Genomic DNA, 21,857 nt, shown 5'->3' on the forward strand with positions numbered 1-21,857 from the left:
CCAGCCGCACGGTAGCGCCTCGCCACCGCGGCCAACACCTCGCGCCTTGCGCCCATGCTGATCCCGCTCGCCATTGGCGCCACCGACCTGATTCGGTAACGCCGCCCCAGTCATCAGCGGAATTGTTCGGTAACATTTTCGATGAGGCAATGCGCCCCTCATCGGCGTCCAATTTTGACCCCTTCGTGCGGCGGGCTTTGCTGGTAGCGCTCGTCTCGTCGGAGCTGGCCGGGATAGCGGAGGCGAGACGAGCGCGGGTGGCGTGATCGTCGTCTCGGCTCTTGAACCGCCAGCTATCGTTGCCGGTCTCGACAATGTCGCAGTGATGGGTCAACCGGTCGAGCAGCGCGGTGGTCATTTTGGCGTCACCGAACACGTCGAAGTACCCCTATTCTCGAGCGGGTCGTGTCTCACGTTACGATCACTGACCCGCATCATTTTCTTTTTGGGCACCGGGTTGAGGTGCTGAAGGAGCGGTCGGGGCGCGGTCCCGCCTATGTCGTTGTCGCGCTGCCGGACGGCCGGCCGCGGGCGGTTCGCATCGCGTCGACCGATCTTGCCGAGACAATAACTTCTGGTCCGAACGCCGCCGATCTGCCGCGCATCAGCGCACGTACGCTGATCCCATTGATGCAACATTTGAGCGCGAGTCTGAGCCTTCTTGACGAGAAGGTGATTCGCGATGACCCACCGACCGCTTCCAGGTCGCGTTGCGTATCGACCCATGCCGACGTTGGCAAATCCACCCGGCCGTCCGACGGACGACATTCCGCGCCTGTGGCCGAATCTGTCGACCGCGACGCAAACCCAGATCGCTCAAATCCTCGCCACGCTGCTCCGGCGGATGCAAGCGGTTCCCGGCACGCCCGGAAGGGGACTGGGTCGTGCTGATCAGCTTGAACGTCGCTGACGAGCGGCTCACGACTGCGCACCGAGCCAAGTTGGCCTATGTCTACGTACGGCAGTCATCCGTGAACCAGGTGCGCCAGCATCAGGAGAGCACGGAGCTGCAGTACCGCCTCGTCGATCGCGCCATCGGTCTGGGCTGGCCGCCGGAGCGCGTCCAGGTCATTGACGAGGATCTGGGCAAATCCGGTGCTGGCGGTGTGGATCGTCATGGCTTCCAGAAGCTCATTGCCGAGATCGGCCTTGGCAACGCCGGTCTTGTGGTGAGCCTCGACGCTTCGCGCTTGGCCCGCAACAACCGGGACTGGCATCAGTTGCTCGAACTGTGCTCGGTGTTCGGTGTGCTCATTGCGGATGGCGAGCGGCTTTACGATCCGCGCGCCTACCACGACCGCCTGCTGTTGGGCTTGTCCGGCATCATGAGCGAGGCGGAGTTGCATCAGCTTCGGATGCGCCTTCACCAAGGGGAACGCCAGAAGGCGGCGCGGGGCGAACTGCGGCTGCCCCTGCCAGCCGGGCTCGCCTATGATCGCGCCGGCACAATTATTCTCAATCCTGATGAGGAGGTGCAGGCCCGTCTTCATCTCGTTTTTGCCAAATTCCAGGAATTGCAAAGCGCCCGCCGTGTGATGCGTTACTTGGACAGGAACGGACTGTCCTTGCCGGTTCGACCGCTGCTTGGACCATCTCCACATGAGATCGTCTGGCGGGCGCCAGATAGTGCACGCGTCCTTAGCGTCCTTCAAAATCCGGCCTATGCTGGGGCGTACGTTTATGGCCGACGGCAAAAGGATCCGAGCCGATGCCGGCCGGGATCGCTGACGGGAACGGTCAAGGTGGCGATCGCCGACTGGGCGGTTTGCCTCCGCTCTGCTCACCCGGGTTATATCAGCTGGGAGGAGTTCATGGCCAACCAGCGGCGACTGGCAGATAACGTCGCCCACTTTGAGGCAGGACACGCTGGCGTGCCACGCAAGGGGGCAGCCCTGTTACAAGGAATTGCGGTCTGCGGTCGTTGTGGACGGCGCATGAGCATGCGCTACACGGGCCCGAATGCCGACTATCCGGTCTATTGCTGCCGGTCGGATCGGGATCAGGAAGGCAGTGCACTGTGCCAGGAAGTCCGGGCCTTAGCGGTTGATGCCTTGGTCCAACGGGTAGTCCTCGACGCCCTGGTGCCGGATCAGATTGAGATCGCACTCGCAGCCGCGGGCCAACTGGAGCAGGAGAGCCGTCAGCTCGAGCGCCAGTGGGCGCTTCGCGTGGAGCGCGCCCGCTACGAGGCCGAGCGCGCTCGGCGCCAGTATGACGCCGTAGAGCCCGAGAACCGTCTTGTGGCGCGCTCACTTGAGCGGGCTTGGGAAGAGAGGCTGCGTGTCGCAGAGGCGGTCGAGCAGGAGCATGCGCGTTGGCGCGGGCAAGAGCCGCTTCTGATTGGCCCGGCGGAATGCGCAGGGCTACAAGCGCTCGGCGAGAACCTGCCGCGGATTTGGAACGCGGCCACCACGTCGGCAGCCGATCGCAAGCGCATTCTGCGATTTGTGATCCGCGAAGTCGTTCTTGATCAGAAGCGGACCCGAGGTCAGGTGTGGCTCAAGATCGTCTGGCAGACCGGTGCAACCAGCGAGCATCACGTGCAACGGCGCGTTCACACCTACCGCAATTACATCGACATTGATCGGTTGCGGCAACGGATCGTCGAGCTGAATGCTGAACAAAAAATGGATGCCGAGATCGCGGCAATACTCAATCAAGAAGGCTTCGTCGCGGCCCGAGGCTGCGCCTTCAAAGGCGAGAATGTCTGGCTGTTGCGCACCCGCTGGGGCATTCCCACCGTCAAGATCAACGGCGTGGACAAGAATCCCAGGCGCTGGCCCGACGGCAGCTTCTCGATTCAGGGGGCAGCGGCTGAGCTTGGATTAACCCCGCAAACAGTTTTCGATTATCTTGCGCGCGGATTGCTGGCAGGTCGTCAGTTAGCCAAAGGTCAGCCATGGCAGATCGAGCTCTCAGACGAACAAATCAGTCAGCTGCGCAATCGGGTACGACGCACCAAGCATTCGAAGAAGGAGGCATCATGAAGTCATCGGCTCGCCGAACACGCTCGGCCATTCGCCGAAGGCGAGATTGGTGGTCACGATGACAGAGGCGCGCTCATAGAGCCGGCTGACGAGGTGGAAGAGAAGCTGGCCACCGGACTGGGCGAAGGGCAAATAGCCGAGTTCATCCAGCACGATGAAGTCCATCCGGGTCAGATGCTCGGCGAGCCGTCCTTGCCGTCCGTTGCGGGTCTCGGTCTCGAGGCGATTGACGAGGTCGACTACGTTGAAGAAGCGGCCGCGAGCCCCGGATCGGATGCAGCTTCTGGCGATGGCAATGGCCAGGTGGGTCTTGCCTGTGCCGGTGCCGCCAACCAGCACGACGTTGCGTTGTTGGGCGATGAAGCCGCCGCCAGCGAGATCATTGGCGAGAGTCTGATTGATCGGCGTGCCGTCGAACTGGAAGTCGGCAATGTCCTTGGCAAGCGGCAGCTTGGCAATGGTGAGCTGGTATTTGATCGACCTGGCTTGCTTCTCGTTGATCTCGGCGTTGAGCAGGTCGCCGACAATGCGCTGAGGTTCGTGCTGGCGTTTGACGGCAGTTGCCATGATCTCGTCGAAGGCAGCCTTCATGCCGTAGAGCTTGAGTTCGCCCATGAGGTCGAAGATTTGGGTTCGTTCCATCAGATGGTCCTCCGGAGGTTGTCGTAGCGGGCACAATCGGCGATCGGCGCATGACGGAGCGTCAGTGCGGCCGGCGTCATGATGTTGGCCGGTGGGGCGGGTTCACGTTGACGGGCCAGGATATTGAGCACGACATCGGCGGAATGGACGCTGTGACTGAGCGCTTCAGCACAGGCTGCTTCCACCGCGGGCAGACCGTCAGTCAGCACCGCGTTGAGGATGTCGACCATCTGCCGATTGCCATCGTCGGTGCTGGCAAGCTTGCGCCGGATCCGCTCGATCGCGGCCGGCAGCACCCAGTCTTTGAAGGGAGCACCGTTGCGCAAGGCACCGGGTTTGCGAGCCAGCACCGGCACATAGTGCCAGGGATCATAGGTCGTCTCGCCGCGGCCAAAGGATCGCGGGTGCTCGGCAACGATGCGTCCATCCTGACGGATCACGATGCGGTCGGCATAAGCCTGGACTTCGACCGGCCGTCCGACTGCGCTGGCTGCGACCGAGTATTTGTTATTGTCGAAGCGCACCAGGCAGGTCTTCGAGACCGATGCCGTCACCGCATGGAAGCCGTCGAAGCGGCCGGCATAGGGAACGAGCTTGGGACGCTCGGCTTCGAACACTTCCCAGATCGTCTGATCGACCAGCTCCGGGTGGCGATGAGCCTTGGCGTAGGCGATGCATTTGTCGAGCAGCCAGGCGTTTAACTCGTCGAGGTTTTTGAACCGCAGCCGCGGCGTGAAGAAGCGCTCCCGGACCAGCCCGACCTGGTTCTCGACCTGCCCCTTCTCCCAGCCCGACGCTGGCGTGCAGGCGACCGGATCGACCAGATAGTGGCTGCACATCTGCAGGAAGCGGCGATTGTAGAGACGCCCTTTACCGACGAAGATCGTCTCTACGGCGGTCTTCATGTTGTCGTAGATGCCGCGGGTGCAGGTGCCTTTGAACAGGGCGAACGCCCGGTCGTGGGCGTCGAACACCATCTCCTGCGTCTCCCGCGGATAGGCCCGCACGAACAGCATGCGGCTGTGACAGAGCCGGACATGGGCGGCCTTCACCATCACCGTGGTGCCGCTCAGCAAGACCACCTCGTGGCTCCAGTCGAACTGGTAGGCTTCGCCGGGGGCAAAGCTCAGCGGGACATAAGCGGCCGCGGTCGATTGCCCGCGTTCTTTGCTCCACCGCCTGGCGTAACGCCGCACGGCATCGTAACCGCCGTCGTAGCCGCTCCCGCGCAGCTCTTCGAAGATCCGGATCAGCGTCAGCTGTTCACGAGCCGGTTTGGTCGCGTTCGCCGCCAGCAGCCTATCGAGCTCCGATGCCCACCGCCCCAGCTTTGGTCGTGGCTGCACCTGCCGCTCGTACTCGAAGGAGGTCCCTCCGGACCTCAGCACCTTCCGGACCGTGTTCCGCGACACCTTCAGGTCGCGGGCGATCTCCTTGATCGTCTTGCCCTTGATGAAGTGCTCGCGCCGAATCCGCGCAATCGTCTCCACGACCAGCATCCCCGACCACCTGCTTCATTCCAAAGCAGGCAGCGCAACAGACCAACCTACAGGGGGTCAATTTTGGACGCCGATCCCCCGGCTTAGGGGGTCAATATTGCAGGCCGAATGACAGTGGTCAGCCCCTCCAGCGCGTCTGGGCCGTATCCCTGCGACACTATCGCGCCGAAAGTCGTGAAATCATGAAATCACCAAAGAAGCGAGCCGAGGCCACTGGAGAGCCGGTCTTGGTGCGGCTTCAGGCCGATATGGCCAAGAAGATCGATGACTTCCGCCGTCAACAGGACGACCTGCCCGGCCGCCCCGAGGCCATCCGGCGGCTGGTCGAAATCGGATTGGAGAAAAAGGCTAAGTGACGCGCTCGCGCGGGTCACGTTTATTTGGCGGCGGAACGTTCACCGAACGATCGGAGTTTTAGCCTGTTCATCGAGATCGGGCTGCATATTTCAGTGATGGTGAGCAGCGATTTCGCGCGATCATGAGCGGCGAATTCAGACGATCGTGAGCAGCCCGCTCCGGCCGAGGCGGTGATAGAGTCAGCGTTCTGGCTGCTCGTCAAGGGTGATGGTTCTGGCGTTGCGTTTTCGCATGCTTTCGCCGGCAAGCTGGAGGCGGTGAGCGTTATGGACGAGGCGATCGAGGACAGCGTCGGCGTAGGTTGGGTCTCCGATAACTTCGTGCCATGTGTCCACAGGGAGTTGGCTGGTTACGATGGTGGAGGCGCGGCCATGGCGGTCCTCAAGGACTTCCAGTAGATCGCGCCGTTCGGCAGCGGTGAGCACTGACAATCCCCAATCGTCCAAAATCAGAAGCTGGGCGCGGCCAAGGGTTTTGAGCAAGCGGGCATAACGTCCATCCCCCCGCGCGAGTGCCAACGCTTCGAACAATCTTGGGACGCGATGATAGAGAACCGAGCGATTGTCGCGGCAGGCCTTGTGGCCGAGGGCACAGGCTAACCAACTTTTGCCCAATCCGGTCGCTCCGGTTATGAGCAAATTCTCGTGGCGATCGATCCAGTCGCCGCTGACCAGCTTGGCGAAGACGGCCCGGTCGATACCCCGCGGCGTGCGCAAATCGACGTCCTCCAAGCAAGCATTCTGGCGGAGCGCGGCCAGCTTGAGGCGCGTAGTGAGCCGCCTGGTGTCGCGTTCCGCGGCTTCCCGGTCGACCAGCAGGCCGATGCGATCTTCGAACGGCAAGGCTTCGAGATCAGGTGATCGTCGCTGCTCCTCGAAGGCCTTGGCCATGCCGCTCAAGCCGAGCTCGATCAGGCGTTCGTGGGTGGGATGGGTGAGCATACAGGTCTCCTTGGCTTCAGTGGAAATAATCCCGGCCGCGGATGTTGCCGTGGCGCAGGGGTTGGGGTTCGGAGGGCTCGTCGAGAAAGGTGCGATCCAGGCCGTTCTGGAGGATGGAGCGGATCGAGGCGACGGATCGCGCCTTGATCAGAATGCCGCGCCGGCAGGCCGCGTCGACGCGCTCGGCGCTGTAGCTTTTGGCCAGCGACAGAATGCCGAGGCAGGTGCGAAAGCCTTGCTCGGGATGCGGCCGGGCCGCGATCACGGCCTGGAAGAAGGCGGCGGTCGACGGACCGATCCGCTCGCCGGCGGCGATCACTCCGGCGGGCGTCCATTGGCCGTAGCGCCGATGGGCGCTGGGCATGTGGTCGGCGGTGGTGGTGTGGCCCCGCCGGTTGGGCGCGCGGGCGTGGCTGGCGATCCTGCGGCCGTTGTGGAAGATCTCGACCGTCCTGTCGTCGATGCGGGCATCGACAAGCTCACGGATGAGCCGATATGGCGTGGAATACCAGTGTCCATCGATCTCGATATGATAGTCGGGGCCGACCCGGCATCGCTTCCAGCGCGCGAAAGCGTAAGCCTGATCCGGCAGCTTTGTGAGCTTGGGCTTGTCGAGTTCGGAGAACAGTTCGGCGCGGCTGGCGCCAAAGTCGCGCATCTGCCGGGCATTGAGTTCGACGACGAGTATTTTGATGGCTGCGTTCAGCTCCGCCAACGAAAAGAAGCGTTGGTTGCGCAGCCGCGCCAAAATCCATCTCTGGGCGACTTGCACCGCAACTTCGACCTTTGCCTTATCTTTTGGGCGCCGCGGCCGGGCTGCGAGAATGGCCGTGCCGTAATGGCTCGCCATCTCGGCATAGGTTCGGTTGAGGCCAGGATCGTGGCGGTCGGGATTGGTGACGGCGGCCTTGAGATTGTCGCAGACCACGAATGTCGGCGCGCCGCCGAGGAAGGCGAAAAGGTTGATGTGGACCCGGATCCAGTCGGCGAGCCCCTCGCTTGGGCAGGCCTCGGCGTAGGTATAGTTGGAGGCGCCCATCGCTGCGACGAACAGCTTCATCGACTGCACTTCCCCACTTGAGGGGGCGATGACGTCGATGGTGTCGCCGGCGAAATCCACGAAAACCTTCTCGCCGCCCAGATGGGTCTGCCGCATCGAAGGCCGGGCTCGCCCCTTCCAGGCCTCGTAGGTCGTGCAGAACCATGTGTAGCCGAATCCATCGGGATGGCTGGCGCGATACTCGTCCCACAGCAGCCGGCGGGTCACGTTGCGCCGGCGCAGCTCCTTGTCGACATAGCCCCAGTCGGGAACGGGCCGCTGTGGGCTCTGTGACGCAGGCCTCGGCGCAGGGAAAAGCAGCAGCTCCAGGTCTTCGTCGGTCATTCCGACCGGCAACGGCCAGTTCAGTCCGGCAGCCCCGGCTCGGCGCAGATAGCTGTGCACGGCTCCGTTGCTGATGCCCAGGGTGCGCGCGATGGCTCGCTCCGGCAAGCCTTGAACATGTTTTAAGCGGAGAACCTCTTTGATCCGGCGCATCGACAATCTCTGGGTGGGCATCGGCCTTCCTCGTTCACTGACGAGGCAGTTCCTAAGCCGGTTGAGTTGTCGGCCGAAGCGGGCTGAGCCGCTGAAAAGCTGCTCACGATCCCGCGAAATCCGTGCTCACGATCGTCTGAAATCTCTGCTCACGATCCCCTGAAATCCGTGCTCACGATCCCGCGAAACATGCAGATCGGGCCAAAGGCGAAGAGTAGGCGTATATGATCAGGACCGCGATGGGTTGGCTGGAATTACCGCACCGGCTCATCATCGCCGGAGCCATGCTGGTACTGGTCGGCCTAATTGGCCTTGTGATCAGCCGCCCGCTCGGGCCAACATCCAAGGCGAACCGGGCACCTAGGTAAGTCCCGAGCCGCGTCCCCAATTGTCATCGCTGCTGGATCTTCTTGACTCCCGGCCACGAAAGAGTTGGCGTTGACGTTCATCGAAATAACGCCAGAGAGGACCGGCCTTATGTAACGGTTCCAAAACGCTGCACGGCCGTCACCCGTCGATCGCCTCATCGTCCGCGAGTTCGCGCTCGGCTTGCAGCCAGAAATCTAAGTCGCGGCCCGTTGGCCGGCCCGCCTCTTGCCAAAGCTGGCGCGCGCGTGCACGGATCTCGTCTTGTTCACCTCGGCGGGACACTAACCGCTGGAGCCTTTGCCCGATGTCCTCGGCAAAATCGCGTATCCGCGCATAGGTCGTGCGATCCGTTGTGACCGCGGCAAGCCGTTTCGCCCTTTCGAGCTCGCGCTCCAATCCCCGGCGGCTGTCTTTCTCATCCCTGAGCATTCTCCGTATACGAAATAGGACGCAAATTGTTCATTTAGAGGGTTTCTGACATGCGAGTTTGGTCACCAGGCGGTCCCCGTCCCAGACCTCCACCGCGTGCTCGTCTGTCAACTTGGTTGCCAACTCGATGGCTTCGGCATCTCCAGCGCAGATCAGATCCTCACGACCAATAATGTGGCCGTCCGTTCCGACGAAGTAAGCCCGGTAGCTCGGTGCAGGCAGACTGGACATTGGCGTGATGCGCTAGGGGGGGAACTTACCTCTCTTCTCAGAAGCCCGGCACGGGGATTAGTAAGGGCTGCCCTGCACTATCCGCTCCGTCAATTCGGTAGGTGCCCTCGACGGCCGTGGCAAACCGGGTAATCGAACTCATCACTTCGGCCGCCGTGTCCGCGACGGCTTAGGTCCCCTCAACAACTTGATGGCCTCGACAGCGATGGTGTTCTCATCACCAGTCTTCCCTTCCACGAATTCCAGAACCCGCTTCCGGACGGTGTCCTCTTCTTCCCGGCTGAGAGTTACCATCATCCCATAGGTGCGAACGACGCGCTCGACGACCATTTCCATTAATTTCCTCCCAAAAAATCCCCCAACGCGACGTAGGAACTTTTGTTCCTATGACTGGTTAGGGCTGGAAAGAGGGAGGACGTCATGGACCTCACCAGATGTCCGCGCTGCGGGAAGCCGCTAAAGGCGGTTATGTCGCTCGATCAACGGACCGACCTACGGTGCATATCCTGCGATGGCATGGGCAAGGAGAACGATACGCCGGTGTGGGTGGAGAGCCCGCCGACAGGATCACTTCCGACTAAGCCCCTTGAACGAGCTGGCTCGAAGTAAACCTTCGAACGTGATGCCCCGGTATTCGATGACATAGAATGTCGGCTCCAACCCATGTCGCCTTCAGGTCTTGATGGGTTTTGTAAGCTTGCCGTCGGGATGCGAGAGCCTTGGCGACGACCTTGGCGGACGACACCACCGGCATTCAGTCGGGTGAAGGGTGCGCTGTCGTAGCTGCCCCAGATGTGCGGTGACGACGATCCTAGCTGGACGGGGCCTTATTCCAGTGGAGGCACTGTACGAAGCCAAGCGACGAGTGAGTTAAGGTCTTCGTCGGTCATGCCTCGGAAATATGGTGTGTGGTCTTTCATCGGCGTATCGAGCTCGCGGCCATCGCGGGCAATCCCTTGCGTGAGAGCACGCTTAACCTCCGCGTCAGTCCAAGCACCAATGCCCGCCTGTGGATGTGACGTAATATTGGAGGCAACCGATCCTTTCCAAGCACTTGGGTAGCCCTTCACAAAGGCGGGGTCATATCGGGTGCCACCCTTTCCGAGACTGTTTCTAAAGTCGGAGAGACCTTTCGTTCGCGGAGTGTGACACCCCATGCAATGTCCGATTGTCGCTAGATAAGCGCCACGACGCACCTCATCATTGAGCGATGATGTGAGCTGCTGCCGGTTTGATGGACACCCGCTTAAGCTAATCCCACCTTGCGCTCGAACTCAACCGGGCTGAGATAGCCGATGGTCGAGTGCCTGCGGGTCGTGTTGTAAAATCGTTCGATGTAGTCGAACACATCGGCGCGTGCCTCATCTCTGGTTTGATAAATCTTGTTGGCCGTACGCTCGGTCTTGAGCGAGGAGAAGAAGCTCTCCATCGCCGCGTTGTCCCAGACGTTGCCGGAGCGGCTCATGCTGCAAACGATGCCGTGGTCGGCCATCAGGCGCTGGAACTGCTCGCTGGTGTACTGGCTGCCCTGGTCGGAGTGATGCAACAGCGCATCCGGCTTGCCGCGCCGCCAGACGGCCATCAACAATGCGTCCGTCACGAGCTGTGCCGTCATGGAGGCACTCATCGACCAGCCCACCACGCGGCGTGAGAACAGGTCGATCACCGCTGCGACATAGAGCCAGCCTTCGGCCGTCCAGAGATAGGTGAAGTCGGCGATCCACTTCTGGTTCGGCCGCTCGGCGGCGAACTGCCGGTCAAGGAGGTTCGCCGGTACGGTCTCGAGCTGTCGATCGCCGCTGTCCTTCGGTAAGCGCCGACGTCGCGGCCGCGCCCGCAAGCCTTGCAGGCGCATCAGCCGCTCAATCCGGTGCAGGCCGCAATCCGCCCCGTCGGCGAGCAGGTCACGCCACACCCGGCGTGCGCCATAGGTGCGGTCGCTGGCGGCGAAGCTGGCCTTGACCTTGCCGCCGAGCTCCTCGTCGCTGCGGGATCTGGCGCTGGGAGAGCGGTTCAGCCAGGCATGGAAGCCCGACCGCGACACTCCCAGCGCATCGCATAGCCATGCCACCGGCCAGATCGTCCGGTGCTTCGCGACGAAGGCGAACTTCATGTCGCTTCCTTCGCGAAGTAGGCTGCGGCCTTTTTTAGGATATCCCGCTCGGCCTTCAGCTTGGCGACCTCACGGCGCAGCCGCTCGATCTCCTGCTGCTCCGGCTTCATCTGCCCGTGGCCGGGAAAGGCTTGCGCCGGGTCGGAGCCCAACTCCTTCACCCATTTGCGGAGAACATTCTCATGAACATCCAGGTCACGGCCAGCTTGCGCCACCGACACCCCACGTTCCCGCACCAGCTTGACCGCCTCGACCTTGAACTCGCGGCTGAACTTCCGTCTTTTCATCGCCACCTCCGGCTTCATGAAACACCTAATCTCGGTGTCCATCAAACCGGCAGCAGCTCAACAGGCCTCGACCAGCCGCTGTTTGCTGGCCGGATCATAGCGACGCCGGCCATTGCGCAACACGCCGACCGTCTCAAGTCTCAAAGGTTCTTCTGGAGTGATCATCGATCGTGTCCACCTCGCTCATGGTGGACACCTCATCCCATCCCCGCGCTCAACTGCATAGGTGCGTAGAAAGGAGCGCTTACGCTTATTGGCTGATGCTGACCGTGCGCGACGCGATTCCCAAAGCCCGGGAATTGGCCACTGCCGAGTTCGCGACGCTGCGCTGGTTCCGGTCCTTCGTGCCCGGGGGCCCAGGCCGTCGGCGTGAGCCGCTCCAGCCTGAGCTATCCGCCCATGGCGACATCAGCCCCTGAGTCGGTTCTGCAGTGCCTGCCGATTGGCAACGAGGTTGCTGAGGTTCCGCAGGTCTGGCTCCCGTCCTTGCTCCAATTGCCTAACCAGCGCCCGCGTGCCGTCCACCACGAAGACGCCGCAATCATACCCGTTCCGCTGCTGGGCCATGCCGGCTCGCTCGAGGCGGAGGTGCAGCCGACCTGCGAGATGTTCTGCATCCTTGTTGTTGAGTCCGCCGTAGGAATCGTAGTGATAGGCGACCGGCCGGCCCCGGTCGCGGCGATCAACGAACAGCAGCGACCAATGGTTGCCGAGGCTATTAGGATCTTCAGGATTGGCATTAATCACGGGCAGGAACAGGAAGTCGGCTGTATCGTTACCATTATCGTAGACGATGCGCTGGAATTCGGTTAGCACGACGCCATCGTCGTTAGAGCGCAGATAATTTAGGACGATGAGGGGATTCACGAACCGCGTCCGGGCGGCGAGATTCGGATGGTTCCTCCGCAAATCCAGCTCCTGGAGCCGGTAATCCCTGTCGATATGCTCGTCGCCCAGCCATTCCGTGTCCTCGAGCACCAGCCCGTGGCCGTGGGACGAGGCTGTCGGACCTAAAGCCCCGATCTGAGCATCAGCGGAGGTGCTCGGAAACGGCCGTACAGAATTAGCATCGTCGCGTGATTCGGACGGCGTGTGCGCATCCAGATCAACAAAAGACTCAAGACCGCCGTAGGTGTCTGACGGAGCCCTGCTGGTTGATGGTGAGGCCGGCTCTTGCATCTGCCGCCGCGCCAGCTCCTCGCGCAACCACGCCAAAGCTTCATCATCCGAGAAGGCTGGCGCCGGAGAAAGCCCTTGCGGCGAGCCGGGCTGTCGAACGCCCTGGTGATGACCCGGTACTGGCCCGGCAAACGGCGGCGGAAAGTCAGGCGCCGGGCTCCAAGCATTGTCACGCAACTCGAACGGTGCGGGCGGATTCGGATGAACCGCGGCCTCAAGACCGCCCTCGATGTCTGAAGGAGCCCTGGCAGAGTGCGCTGACGCTGCTTCCAACGCGCCCGCCTCGTCGCAAAGGTAGGCATGCAGCGCGGCCACACATTGATCCGCGTTCTTGTTGTCACGCTTTCCTGGGATGATGGTGAGATCGGCAAGTTGATAGAACGGTCCGCGTTCGCGGATCAGTTGCGTGATCTTGTCCCCCCGGTCCTCTGTCTGCAACAGCGGACGGGTGGTGTCACGAGCAAGGCGTTTTCTGATCTCGCCCGCGTCGGCATTGAGCCAGATCGAGAGCCCCTTCTCGGCGACGTGGCGCCGCGTCTCCTCACGCATGAACGCGCCGCCACCGGTGGCGAGCACCGCGGGTCCCCGCTCGAGACACTCCGCGATCAAACCCGCCTCGAGGTCCCTGAAATGCGGCTCTCCTTTGGCCGTAAAAATGTCTGATATCGACATGCCTGCCGCCGTCTCGATTTTTTTGTCGGAGTCGATGAAGGGCAGCCCCAGTCGTCGCGCAAGATACGGACCGATGGTGGATTTGCCGCAACTGGGCATCCCGACGAGCACGATCGGCCGCCCGTCGAGGGCCGCGACAACCTCCTTTGCAGTCGGTGATCGCTCGGCCGTCCTTGTCTGTTGGGCAGATCGCGCCGCGCCGACACCAGCTGTAGGTGCTCCTTCGATGGACCAATGGGAAATAGCTCCAACACCCTCCGGGATCGCAACTTCTTTGCAGACCTCGCGCACGCGCTGCGTGAGCTGCTCCATCTTACGGTCATCGGGTGCATCGCTTCTGCGCAGTCGCTGGAGCTCCTTATAGGTATCGTGATTGGCCAATTTGGCCTGGTAGCTGCCCGGCGTATGAAACTCCGCCTCGAAGCGGTAGCCATCCGGCGTGGCGAGCACAGTCTTGATGCCGACAATGGTCGGAGCGCTCACCCTGAACCAGTTTGCTGTGCTGATTTCGGTGTAGCCTTGCTCCTCAAACGACAGAATGGCTTTCCGGAAGGCCTTTGCAAAATCCTTATCGGGTGCTTCGAAGACATGGCGCACGGCGCTGCTGATCAGCTGTGAGGCGCCTTCGGGGACATCATTCACAACCATGAGTTGGTCTCTGAGGGAGCTTTCCGACCTCAATCGATGGTCGAAATGGGGCATCTTCACATCGATGCCCGTGTGCCGGAGATCCTTGGCAACCTGAAGCGCCGCTGCAGTGATCGCCTTCTCTTCGACTGCGGCGCGCGCCACCTCGGTTTGGGCGCGCTCCGAGGCCTGCTCGCGAGTTAGCGTCAATGTGATGGCAGAATCCTCGGCAGGCTGCCGGTCAAAGGGGCGGGGCAGAATCCCTTGCTCCGCAGCAAGGTTGATCGAGGCCTCCATGATTGAAGCCGCCAATGTGGGATTGTCCTTCAGATCCTCCAAGGTCGTGTCGACATTGAACATCCCGTGATTGAGGGTCGTCGCCATGCTCTTGACATAGGGCACCGACTTCAGGCCCGGCGTCTGCTGCAGGAGCCTCTGGAGCCCTTGGCTTTTCTTCATAAACAGCTGGACGCTGGTGTCGGATTTAAAGGCATCCGTTCCGACCTTGATGCCGAGGCTCAGGAGGTTGCTTGCGCTTTGCACGAGGTCATCCGCACTGTACCCATCCGGCCGCGGACTGATGCGCGGAGGATAGTTGTCGAGCACGGCCTGGATACGGTCGCGCGGGTGCGTCGCCGCCGGATAGGTCTCCGCCAGGTCTGGGAAAAGCTCCGCAAGCGCCGGGCTCACCGTCAACTTGGTATCGCGCGCGCTTTCGACTGTTTCGACCAGCACCTGCTCATCCAAGCTTGCTGCCCATGCCTCAAGGTCGGTGACGAGTAACTCGGCAATTTCGTGGGCGACTGCATGGTCTGCAACCTTGATTTCGGGCCTCGCTCTGTCGAGCATTTGCTCGACATCCTGGGCGCTCACCTGCTCCTGGTTCAGTAATTGACGGATGTCGCGCTGAAGTTCGTGATGAAGCCCCTCGTAAGTTCCAAACACTGAGCGCTCGGCAAACCAACGTCGTGCTTGATGGGACTGCGCCAGAAAGCTCCGCTGCAGGCCGCTATAAATCTCCAAAGTATCCCGCGTCGCCGCGAGGATCTGGCTGGCACGACTGAATTTGTAATCATTGCCCTCGATTGCCGGCGTATGGGACTTTGGCGGCTTGAGCGAGCGGACCCCGCGGGCCTGCTCCTTGTCATCGAACAGGCGAACATGCTCATAGAGCTGCGGCCGATCACCGACGATAACGATCGTATCTCCGTCGAAATCGCCGTCGAGTTTTTTCTGCTCACCGGTCGGGACGGCGACCAACGAGCCCGGAGCGAACACCTCGGTCGCCTGCAGGATACCGACGCAGTCGACCAGCGTGTCCGCCTTGACGCGGTCCTTGCGCTCGGTCCAGTTCGAATGGCACTTGACGTCCTCGGCCGACATCACCAGGCCGCGATCGGTGTAGTCGGCCGGCCACAGCTCGTCCGGCACCACGATCAGAATGCCTTTGGCAAAGAAGCTCGGATCGTCGGCCGCCAGCTCCTCCCGCGACTTCTCAGCGACGCTGAAACTATATTGCATGGCCACGCATCTATCGAGGAATGCCGCAGTCGGATCCCCATCAGCCGCCGACTTGACGCGCTCGTAGGCAAGCGGGCGCAGGTTGGGGGCGTCATAGGGAGATCGCCCGATCAGCACGCCTCCCGTTCCCGTCAACGTCTCGCTCTTGCACTCTGGCACGTGGAGGTAATCGTCACTGGACGGGACGGCAACCGCGCCGGAACCGTCGATGTGGCCTGCTGTCACCGTACGAAACAGCTGCTCGCCTATCAGGCTTTCCCCTCCTCTGCTCTCCAGCCAAGCCTTGGCTTTCTCGCGCGCCTCGCCCGCCACTCGCTCACTCCGCGGATAATGTTGCAGCGCCGAGCTCGGTACGGACGATCTCCTTCCTTCGCCATAGGCCGGCATCCGATCGGGACCTTCCTCCGGGCCGGCACGGCGAACGGCGAGCATACGCTCGGCCAGCGAGGCCTTGATGAAGCCACAGCCGTCATGCGGTCGCAGAGCAATCGGGCCTTCCGGTCCGGTCAGTCTGAAGGGATGCGCCTCGTTGGCCGGGCGGTCCGGCGCCAGCAACAGCTTGAAGGCGCCCTCGAGCGCGTAGTCGTGAGGGCCCAGATCCTTGATTGCAGGTGGCGCCGCAAACCCCCTGCGCTGAGTGTACCAATAGGCCTCTTTGAACGGCGCCCAGGCGCGCGATAGCTTCTCGAATGACGTGCCCGGAGCGGTTTCGGCATAGGGAATGGCGAGCAGCTTTCCTCCCGAAGATGCTACCGCCGGTTTGGCTGGAGCATTGGCGGCGATTTCGAGCACGGTCGGTTTTGGTGCCTTTAACTTGCTGCCGCCGAACAGGTCCATGCGGTAAGGCACACCCTTGTAGGTGAGCGTGCGCGCCAGCATGAAGGCGCTCGGTTTTGCTGGCAGCTGCACGGCGACCACCTCTATCGCCCCCGAGGTCAGCCGATGAAAGATCGAGTATCGTGTCTCGGGCTCCGTGGCGAGGGGGCGTCCCTGCATGTCCACCACCGGCAACCGCATTAGACCTGCCTCGCCCTGTGGGGGCCTCGGCTCGTGATCCATGGTTCGCAATACCTCGTGGACATCGAATATGGACGCAGGATGCTTGTCCAGGATCGTTGCCGCGTTCTGCTCGACGAATGCGTCCAGCGCATCGACCGGGCTTTCCGCCTCGATCTGTGCGATCAGGTTCCAGCTCATGTTGGAAAGATCGCCCTGGATGAGCTCGCGCGTACTAGCCAGGGTCTCTTTGGTACCGTGCCGCAGCTCTTGCTGCCTCTTGCGCAAATCGGCCTTCTTGCCCTCGATAACCGGCCGCTTGAACATGTTCGCCAGGACCGCACGAGCCTTGATCACCTGATAGATCGAGAGCGCAGGACCGCGACTGGCGAGCGGCCCACGGATTCGCTCTGCTGCGCTCGCATTGAAGTGTGCCTCGATCTTTTGCTCCACGACCGGCTGGAGATCGTTCAGCAAGTGGAGAGCCACTCTGCGGTGCCAGCGCAGGTGCGGGCTGCGCGCCAGCGGCACCAGCGCGGCACAGAGATTGCCCATGGTCTCGAGGTTATTCTCAGCGGCAAAACCGGGGGCACGATGCAGTTCGTTGAGCCGATCCAACCCGGTCGAGGCGAGTGAACCCAGATCCTCGAACAGCCGGGCCTTCGCCAAGGCCTTGAAAATGGTGGCGATGGTCCGAACATCGCTCTGCTCCAGCCGATCATTGTCGTAGTGAAGGTGATGGGCCAGCTGATGCAAGCGATCCTTCAGCAGAGCGGTCTCTGTGATCTCTCCCGCCTCCTCCCCTCTCACGATACTTCGCCCCAGGGCATTGGCGATCATGCCGAACTGAGGCGTCGTGAAGGCACCGAAGCGTTGGCCTGCCCGGCCTAGTCCGCGTGCGATGTCCACCAGCGCCCGGTGACACGCTGCGTCGTCCGGCCATTTGCTGAAACCGTTCACCAGGTTCGCCAGCGCCTGCGGGTTAAAACGCGAGAGCTTGGACGGCACCTCACCGGCGATTGCGACGGCAGCCTCGCGACAGCCCGCCGCGTCCGGCCATTTGCTGAAACCGTTCACCAGGTTCGCCAGCTCCTGCGGGTTAAAACGCAAGAGCTTGGACGGCACCTCACCGGCGATTGCGACGGCAGCCTCGCGACAGCCCGCCGCGTCCGGCCATTTGCTGAAACTGTTCACCAGGTTCGCCAGCTCCTGCGGGTTAAAACGCAAGAGCTTGGACGGCACCTCACCGGCGATTGCGACGGCAGCCTCGCGACAGCCCGCCGCGTCCGGCCATTTGCTGAAACCGTTCACCAGGTTCGCCAGGTGCTGCGGGTCAAAACGCAAGAGCTTGGACGGCACCTCACCGGCGATTGCGACGGCAGCCTCGCGACAGCCCGCCGCGTCCGGCCATTTGCTGAAACCGTTCACCAGGTTCGCCAGGTGCTGCGGGTCAAAACGCAAGAGCTTGGACGGCACCTCACCGGCGATTGCGACGGCAGCCTCGCGACAGCCCGCCGCGTCCGGCCATTTGCTGAAACCGTTCACCAGGTTCGCCAGCGCCTGCGGGTCAAAACGCAAGAGCCGGGACGGCACCTCACCGGCGATTGCGACGGCAGCCTCGCGACAGCCCGCCGCGTCCGGCCATTTGCTGAAACCGTTCACCAGGTTCGCCAGCGCCTGCGGGTTAAAACGCGAGAGCTTGGACGGCACCTCACCGGCGATTGCGACGGCAGCCTCGCAACAGCCCGCCGCGTCCGGCCATTTGCTGAAACCGTTCACCAGGTTCGCCAGCGCCTGCGGGTCAAAACGCAAGAGCCGGGACGGCACCTCACCGGCGATTGCGACGGCAGCCTCGCGACAGCCCGCCGCGTTCGGCCATTTGCTGAAACCGTTCACCAGGTTCGCCAGCTCCTGCGGGTTAAAACGCGAGGGCTTGGACGGCACCTCACCGGCGATTGCGACGGCAGCCTCGCGACAGCCCGCCGCGTTCGGCCATTTGCTGAAACCGTTCACCAGGTTCGCCAGCGCCTGCGGGTTAAAACGCGAGAGCTTGGACGGCACCTCACCGGCGATTGCGACGGCAGCCTCGCGACAGCTCGCCGCCGCGGAATGTCGGCCGAACGATAATGCGAACAGAGAAAGTGCGCTGGGATCGATTTGCTTCATAAGCGCCCTGTCGAGGCGCGACAACCGAACCGCTAAGGCCTGGCAAGCTCTTTTGCCGGCCTCACCTCCAGCTTCCCGGCTCACCACATTGCATGTCGTGGCGTACCCCCATGAGGACCGGATATTTTCCTCCAACTGCGGCACAAATCGAGCATCGAAACGGAAAGCTGCGGTTTGCAGAAAGTCTGAAAGATCCTGCCTTCCCAGCTGCTTGCTGTAACGTACCACTGCGCGTGAGAAAACGCTGATGTCGCGAGCGCTGGCGATTTCCCTTAAGGCGGCATTTAGTAAGGCGGCATTTAGTTCATTAGAATGTCTGAAATACCCTTCCGGCACTCCAACTTGGACATTCTGCAGGGCAGCATTGTCGACATGCGACCTCCCGGTTCGGCCTCTTCGGTCAGAGATGGATTGGCCATACGGCGCCAGCCTGCCTGCTTGCGGGCGTTCGGCGGCTCGATCGGCGCGTCGCCGGTCACCATCCGAAGCCGATGGAGTAGTTTCCAGATTGGCTGCGCCACGATAAGTTCCATGGGCTCGCTCCGAGCTCCCAGGCTGGAATGGTTGCGCGGGCGCATCGGCGACGCGCCACCTTCCTGGTCTGCCACTTCCCTCAGACACGGACTGCGTATCCAGTGGGCGTCTGCTCGCGTGCGAGCTTTCAGCCTCTCGATCGTCGCGCCAGGACTCCTCGCCACTCGGACGCAAGAAGCCCGCATCTGGCCTTGGTCTCCCACTGTACGTTCTATAAGGCCGCTGCAGGCCCGGGGTTTGGACATTCTGGGTAGGCGCATCGTGGGCGTGTCCCCCTTCTGGTCCACCCCCCCCGTGCGACGGGAGAGGGCGTCCCAGCGAGCTTTCCGCCTCTGGATCGTCGCGCCGCAGCGCCCCATCAGTTCGCGACGAGCCGGATTCCGGCAAGGAGCGCAAACGACGACGACTTCCACGGATTGCGCCCTGCAGCGCGACCCCAAAGAGCGGATGTGCGCCGGAGGAGGGAACAGCAAATCGGCCTGCACCGCTGTCGCGCTGCGTGCTGCGAGAATCCGAGGGACCTGAATCCTGAAGCTCGGAAGGCATCCGATCCACAATGGAACTGAACGATTGCCCCTCTTCACCAGGAGCACAAGCCGGTCCAGAGCTGGAACCGTCAGCGCCTCGACCTTCACCGGCACCAAATTCCGAAATGGGCGATCCGCGCCCGTCAATGCGTCTCATATTCTTTATCCAATGTACTGGATGCCTTGCCCTCACGAGTGCGACAGCCACTTGTCGGCTCGACCGCTTGTCCTCGTTGTCTGATGAGCTACCGAATGGGTTCGCCGAATCAGCGACCTCCAAACACGCGGAGCCCTTTAATCGCATGCCCCTTAGGCATAAGAGACTTCGAGCTCGCGGTGAACGTCAAGTGGAGCCAAGTGCGTCCCCTTTTCGCTGCCCGTTTGCTAACCGATCTCGCCGTGATTCCTGCGCCCTTCGATAGCCCATCGGCAACGCGACAGCTGTATTGAAGACTGACAATGATGTGCCCATTCCGATCACCTAGAGGCTGGCTCGCGATCAGTTTCATGCATGGTGCAGTCGAGCGACGGACAGCAAGCGCACCCCCGATCAAGGCCAGTAAACCGAAAGTAGAACATAATACGGCTGCTCCATTCGTCAGTGCTTTCGCGGGCTGCGCGGACTTATACAACTTGACGCAAGGTCCGATTCAAGCTCTCCGCTCTATGTCGCGTGGATGGTACTCATGGACTTTCGCCCCTCTTCCGCGCAAGTGTCTTGCAGCAACAACTTGATGCTGCTGTTGGCCCTAGCCCGTCTTATTCGTCAGAGTGCGCCTGAGAGGCTGGCGAGCGTGGTGTAAAGCGCTGATGCGGCGTAGGATTCGGTTGCGAAGCCAACCCCATCACTCAACCGCGAACGCCAGGCCCGCCATGACCGACGATACGATTCTGCCCTTCTCGTTTCCAGCCGTTCACGCCAAGAAAGTCACAGCTGCCTTCGATGGCGGTCGGCTGACCTCGAACGGGGGCGTGATGCTTCTGGCGATGGCCGAGCGGCGTCTCGGCTTGGCCGACAATTTGGCCCGGGTGTTCCCGGATCGGCGCGATCCGACGCGGGTCGTGCACAGCCTTGTCGATATGTTCCGCGCGCGCATGTTCGCGATCTGCTGCGGCTACGAGGACGCCGACGACCTCGATCATCTGCGGTCCGATCCCGCATTCAAGCTGGCCTGCGGACGGCTGCCGGACACGGGTCGCGATCTGTGTTCCCAACCGACGCTGTCGCGGCTGGAGAATGCTCCGCGCCTGCGCGACGTGATCCGACTGACCTACACTTTGGTCGACGCATGGATGGATAGCTACCCGCGCGAGCCGGCATCCGTCACGCTCGACATCGATGATACCTGCGATGTCGTCCACGGCCATCAGCAGCTCTCGCTGTTCAACGCTCATTATGACGAACGCTGCTTCCTGCCGATCCACGTCTACGACACGGAGAAGAGCCGGCCCGTGGCGGTCGTGCTGCGGCCCGGCAAGACGCCGGGCGGCGTCGAGGTGCGGGCCCACCTGCGCCGCCTGATACGGCATATCCGGACGCGGTGGCACAACACGCGAATCACGTTCCGTGGCGACGGGCACTATGCCCGGCCGGAGGCCATGGCGTGGTGCGAGACCAACGGCATCGACTACATCTTCGGTCTGTCCGGCACCAAGCCGCTCGCCAGAAAACTCGACGAGGCCGCCGACGACATCCGCACGCGACGCGCCATCGAGAACCTGCCGGTTCTGCGTGGCTATACCGAGACGCGCCACAAGGCCAAGTCCTGGGATCGCGAACGGCGTACCGTCGCCCGTATTGAGGCGACGATGCTCGGCCTCGACATCCGTTTCGTCGTCACCAGCCTCGATGTCGGCTCGGCCGAGTGGATCTACGACAGCCTGTATTGCGCGCGCGGCCAAGCCGAGAATCTGATCAAGCTGCATAAGACACAGCTCGCCTCCGATCGCACCAGCTGCCGTTCGGCGCTCGCCAATCAAGTCCGCCTCGTTCTCCACACCGCCGCTTATTGGCTGATGCTGACCGTGCGCGACGCGATTCCCAAAGCCCGGGAATTGGCCACAGCCGAGTTCGCGACGCTGCGTCTTCGGCTCTTGAAACTCGCCGCGGTCGTCGAAACCACGAGCCGCATTCGCCTTGCGTTTGCCGCGGCATGTCCCGAAGCCGACCTGATCCGCGGCTTGCCAGGCGCGCTGCTGCCGCTCGGTCCTTGAGCGGCGGGGCGTCCGCCCCCCGTTCGCCC

General features: G+C 62.1%; 12 protein-coding genes and 3 pseudogenes. 3 read left to right on the top strand and 12 right to left on the bottom strand.

Features of this window, described 5'->3' with window-relative positions:
* Window positions 1-274: 274 nt before the first annotated feature.
* A pseudogene (locus HAP54_RS51885) lies at window positions 275-376 on the bottom strand (ATP-binding protein); the annotation flags it as partial.
* A gap of 508 nt (window positions 377-884) precedes the next feature.
* Here HAP54_RS51885 and HAP54_RS51890 point away from each other — a divergent pair.
* Entirely contained in the window at window positions 885-2,987 is a 2,103-nt protein-coding gene (locus HAP54_RS51890) for a recombinase family protein (RefSeq protein ID WP_166298292.1), read from the top strand.
* 15 nt (window positions 2,988-3,002) lie between these two features.
* Here HAP54_RS51890 and istB (HAP54_RS51895) read toward each other — a convergent pair.
* Window positions 3,003-3,629, bottom strand: a pseudogene (istB, locus tag HAP54_RS51895) (IS21-like element helper ATPase IstB); the annotation flags it as partial.
* A gap of 8 nt (window positions 3,630-3,637) precedes the next feature.
* Window positions 3,638-5,128 (bottom strand): annotated as a pseudogene (gene istA / locus HAP54_RS51900) (IS21 family transposase); the annotation flags it as partial.
* A 227-nt stretch (window positions 5,129-5,355) separates the two neighbouring features.
* Here istA (HAP54_RS51900) and HAP54_RS51905 point away from each other — a divergent pair.
* Window positions 5,356-5,484, top strand: coding sequence for a hypothetical protein (locus tag HAP54_RS51905; protein ID WP_339156997.1), 129 nt, complete (start codon window positions 5,356-5,358; stop codon window positions 5,482-5,484).
* 180 nt (window positions 5,485-5,664) lie between these two features.
* Here the strand turns inward: HAP54_RS51905 and istB (HAP54_RS51910) are convergent, their stop codons facing one another.
* The 9 genes from istB (HAP54_RS51910) to HAP54_RS51945 form a co-directional block, all read right to left on the bottom strand.
* Entirely contained in the window at window positions 5,665-6,426 is a 762-nt protein-coding gene (gene istB, locus HAP54_RS51910; RefSeq protein WP_029085260.1) for an IS21-like element helper ATPase IstB, read from the bottom strand.
* 16 nt (window positions 6,427-6,442) lie between these two features.
* Window positions 6,443-7,984, bottom strand: coding sequence for an IS21 family transposase (gene istA / locus HAP54_RS51915; protein WP_166217180.1), 1,542 nt, complete (start codon window positions 7,982-7,984; stop codon window positions 6,443-6,445).
* 486 nt (window positions 7,985-8,470) lie between these two features.
* Complete coding sequence (locus HAP54_RS51920) at window positions 8,471-8,761, bottom strand: DUF2934 domain-containing protein (protein ID WP_166308686.1); 291 nt, start codon at window positions 8,759-8,761, stop codon at window positions 8,471-8,473.
* Window positions 8,762-8,791: 30 nt separating this feature from the next.
* Window positions 8,792-8,992, bottom strand: coding sequence for a hypothetical protein (locus HAP54_RS51925; protein WP_166308689.1), 201 nt, complete (start codon window positions 8,990-8,992; stop codon window positions 8,792-8,794).
* A 141-nt stretch (window positions 8,993-9,133) separates the two neighbouring features.
* Window positions 9,134-9,328, bottom strand: a complete 195-nt coding sequence (locus HAP54_RS51930; RefSeq protein WP_166308692.1) for a hypothetical protein — start codon at window positions 9,326-9,328, stop codon at window positions 9,134-9,136.
* Between the two features lie 491 nt (window positions 9,329-9,819).
* On the bottom strand, window positions 9,820-10,149 hold the full coding sequence (locus HAP54_RS52765) for a cytochrome c (protein ID WP_166308695.1): 330 nt from the start codon (window positions 10,147-10,149) through the stop codon (window positions 9,820-9,822).
* A gap of 89 nt (window positions 10,150-10,238) precedes the next feature.
* Window positions 10,239-11,392, bottom strand: a protein-coding gene (locus HAP54_RS51935; RefSeq protein WP_166295259.1) for an IS3 family transposase whose coding sequence is annotated in 2 segments (ribosomal slippage) — window positions 10,239-11,143 and window positions 11,143-11,392 — 1,155 coding nt in all. Because the reading frame shifts where the segments join, the coding sequence is not laid out codon by codon here.
* Between the two features lie 408 nt (window positions 11,393-11,800).
* Window positions 11,801-18,553 carry a shikimate kinase gene (locus HAP54_RS51940; protein WP_224741217.1) on the bottom strand — a complete coding sequence of 2,251 codons (6,753 nt, stop codon included), beginning with the start codon at window positions 18,551-18,553 and terminating at the stop codon, window positions 11,801-11,803.
* Between the two features lie 299 nt (window positions 18,554-18,852).
* Window positions 18,853-19,086, bottom strand: coding sequence for a hypothetical protein (locus HAP54_RS51945; RefSeq protein WP_166218334.1), 234 nt, complete (start codon window positions 19,084-19,086; stop codon window positions 18,853-18,855).
* A 1,401-nt stretch (window positions 19,087-20,487) separates the two neighbouring features.
* Here HAP54_RS51945 and HAP54_RS51950 point away from each other — a divergent pair.
* Window positions 20,488-21,828: an IS1380-like element ISBdi2 family transposase gene (locus HAP54_RS51950; RefSeq protein WP_166308698.1), complete on the top strand. Its 1,341-nt coding sequence runs from the start codon at window positions 20,488-20,490 to the stop codon at window positions 21,826-21,828.
* The last annotated feature ends 29 nt before the right edge of the window (window positions 21,829-21,857 follow it).

Source organism: Bradyrhizobium sp. 2S1 (assembly GCF_011516625.5).
In the GTDB taxonomy this organism is placed as follows: Bacteria; Pseudomonadota; Alphaproteobacteria; order Rhizobiales; family Xanthobacteraceae; genus Bradyrhizobium; species Bradyrhizobium septentrionale.